We start from the raw sequence: 2,699 nt of genomic DNA on the forward strand, positions 1-2,699 counted from the left end.
TGGGAGACCGAGTAGTGCAAGCCGCGGCACGGCGAATAGTAGAACCGATTTACGAAGAAACATTCATGGCGTGCAGTTTTGGCTTCCGACCGGGGCGAAGCGCGCACATGGCACTGGAAAAGATACGTAAAGACCTCAAAGAGGGATACGTATATGTCATAGACGCAGACCTGAAATCGTACTTCGATACGATTCCCCATGAGAAGTTAAGGGCAGCCATGAGAGAAGAAATCGTCGATGGAAGTGTGCTGAACCTGATCGAGCAGTTTGTAGAAATCGGTCTATGCAGTCTATTTACTCTTTACAATGAACATCATCCCCAGCGGGGATAATCGCGGAGGAGCCGGATGCGATGACCCGCACGTCCGGTTCTGTGAGAGGCGCATGCATTTGCATGCGCCTACTCTATTTCCAGATGCGCGGTATCCCTCCCTTCGAGATAGAGCTAGAGCCCCAAATACTGAGAGAAGCCTCCACTCATGATAAACCTCCAAATGAACTTCAGGATAGGCGAACACCCATTCGAGACACGCCGTTGTCGCATCCCTCCATTACAATTAGCTCATAAGTGACTAATCCTGTGATAGGAGTGGATGGTTATGGACTTGTCTTTATTCAAAGTGAAAATAGGCAATCATGCATTCAAAAGGTATTTACAACGTTATGTAGGCAAGAACCTGTCCAAGGAAGAACTGGAAGCTCGGCTAAATCGAAGTGAAGCGAGTAGTGTACTAGGTTTTGGAGAAAATGTGCTGTTGATCGACGGGGTTTACTGGTGCTGTTATTTACTTGACGAAGTCTTGCTTCTGACCACGTGTCTGGGGAACTATGACCTTCAGTATTATCATATGTGGGAACGGAAGCAGCTTATCAAGCGACAACAGAAATGGATCCGGTTCGCCTAATAGGGGGGAGGAATATGTATGTCAGAACACGTTTATGTGGCCGTTACTGGCATGAGGCATTATTATGGCTCGAGCATGCTGAGGGTGGGGCAAGTGCTTCGTCTGATTAAGGAGCCGGACAATCAGTACGATCAGGAAGCCATCCGTGCAGAGATCACTCCAATCGGGAAGATTGGCTATGTGGCGAACAGCACCCATACGGTGCCTAAAGGGTGCAAGAGCGGGGGAAGGGTTTACGACAGCTTCGATGATCAAGTAATGGGGATTGTTAGATTCGTTGTACAGGAGACCGCAATCGTGGAAGTAATGCCGGCTTTGAGTGAAATGTATTTGGTTTGGGAACAGGAAAGGAGTAGCTCTGAGCCTCTGAAACAAGAGGGATCATAGGGAATTCGGAACCGGCAGCTGATTAATGAAGTGAGGGATAGCATGAAGCCGATTAAGTATTTGCTAAGCCCTGAATAACGAGATGCGATATTTCATTCTTTGTCCAACGCGCAACAGGAGTTCCTGACTCATGATAGGATCCGAAGCCGCAGGACCGTCTTTGCTCAGATGATGGCCAGAGCTTAGGGCGCTGTCGTACCGGAAGGTGCAAGTTACGAAGAGTGATGCTGGCCTTCAGATATTCATCGGTGTTCTTCTGGCCATGCACGCTTCCCTCGCGCAGTTCCACATGGACACCATAGCCTTCTCTTCCCAAACAGGAGAAGATCTGGGCAAAGCCGTCATGGCCTTTGTACGTACGGGAGACGCCTTCCTTTTTCGTGCCGGAATTATCAAACGGAGATACGTCAATATCCAGCGGCACCATCGTCTGGATTCCCTCGCCAGAAACGTACACGTCCACACCCGTGAGCGGAGCTTTGACGCGCTTCAGCAGTGTGGCCGACTCTTCGAGCACGATGTTCTTCCATGCAGAAGTGCCTGCCATAACCAGACGCTGGCGCAAGGTCGGACTGGATGGAACAACTTGAATGTCTAAACTGATGGCGAAAGCATCGTCTTGCCGGAACGGTTCAATATGATCAAAATCGCTCTTGCCTTGGCAGAGCAAACCGAGATAGCTCTTCATGACATCTCCGTTAGAGACATCTTGGATTGGACGAATTCGAACATCAAGTCAATCACTCCGTTGGTGAATTATTGAATGCTTTCATTTTTATTTATAGCGGATTCAGGACATCTCCTGGTTACTTAGTTTTACAGCAAGGTTTTTGCAAGAGTCAAGTTAAATAAGGACGGAAACAGAGTGCGAGAATTCGAAAAATTAGTATATGCCTCTAAAATTGATCGTTAAGATCAAAATATTGATTTAATTGATCATTTTAATGATTTATTAAATCAAAAATACAATGTATAATACAATTAACCCAAGGGTAAAAATTCCAGGAGGTTAGTCCATGAGCATTACTTATAGTGAAATGAAGAATCAATACACCGCATTGAAAAAAACTTTTGATTACATGAATTCAAAACGGAGTGAGATAGTAAGCTTTATTAAATCGGTCGACATACAATCCATCACCGTAATCGGCTGTGGCTCTGGATATTGCTTGAGCCAATCCGCAGCCTTCTCCGCCCATCTTCGAGCCGGGCTCCACTCTTCCTTTTTTGCGGCTGGTGATATTATGTTGAATTTCAATCGCTACTCCAATATGATGCGTAATACCCTAATATTAGCTCCATCCCGTTCCGGCAGTACGTCTGAAGTCATTAAGGCGATTCAAGTAACACAATTGGAACAAAAAGTACCTGTTATTTCTATTATATAAGTTGAATCAAAGTCCTTAG

General features: G+C 46.1%; 4 protein-coding genes and 1 pseudogene. 4 read left to right on the forward strand and 1 reads right to left on the reverse strand.

Features of this window, described 5'->3' with window-relative positions:
- From PKO02S_RS31785 to PKO02S_RS31790, 3 genes are all read left to right on the forward strand, one after another.
- On the forward strand, positions 1 to 332 hold a 332-nt coding region (locus PKO02S_RS31785; RefSeq protein WP_218033990.1), incomplete at its 5' end, for a reverse transcriptase domain-containing protein.
- Between the two features lie 267 nt (positions 333 to 599).
- Complete coding sequence (locus PKO02S_RS32725; RefSeq protein ID WP_164821824.1) at positions 600 to 905, forward strand: hypothetical protein; 306 nt, start codon at positions 600 to 602, stop codon at positions 903 to 905.
- An 18-nt stretch (positions 906 to 923) separates the two neighbouring features.
- Positions 924 to 1,292 (forward strand): HIRAN domain-containing protein, encoded by a 369-nt coding sequence (locus tag PKO02S_RS31790; protein WP_127589272.1) that lies wholly within the window; start codon positions 924 to 926, stop codon positions 1,290 to 1,292.
- Positions 1,293 to 1,515: 223 nt separating this feature from the next.
- Here PKO02S_RS31790 and PKO02S_RS31795 read toward each other — a convergent pair.
- A pseudogene (locus PKO02S_RS31795) lies at positions 1,516 to 1,998 on the reverse strand (transposase family protein); the annotation flags it as partial.
- 310 nt (positions 1,999 to 2,308) lie between these two features.
- Here PKO02S_RS31795 and PKO02S_RS31800 point away from each other — a divergent pair.
- Positions 2,309 to 2,680 (forward strand): SIS domain-containing protein, encoded by a 372-nt coding sequence (locus PKO02S_RS31800; RefSeq protein WP_127589274.1) that lies wholly within the window; start codon positions 2,309 to 2,311, stop codon positions 2,678 to 2,680.
- The last annotated feature ends 19 nt before the right edge of the window (positions 2,681 to 2,699 follow it).

Source organism: Paenibacillus koleovorans NBRC 103111, assembly GCF_004000845.1.
Taxonomy (GTDB): Bacteria; Bacillota; Bacilli; order Paenibacillales; family NBRC-103111; genus Paenibacillus_AA; species Paenibacillus_AA koleovorans.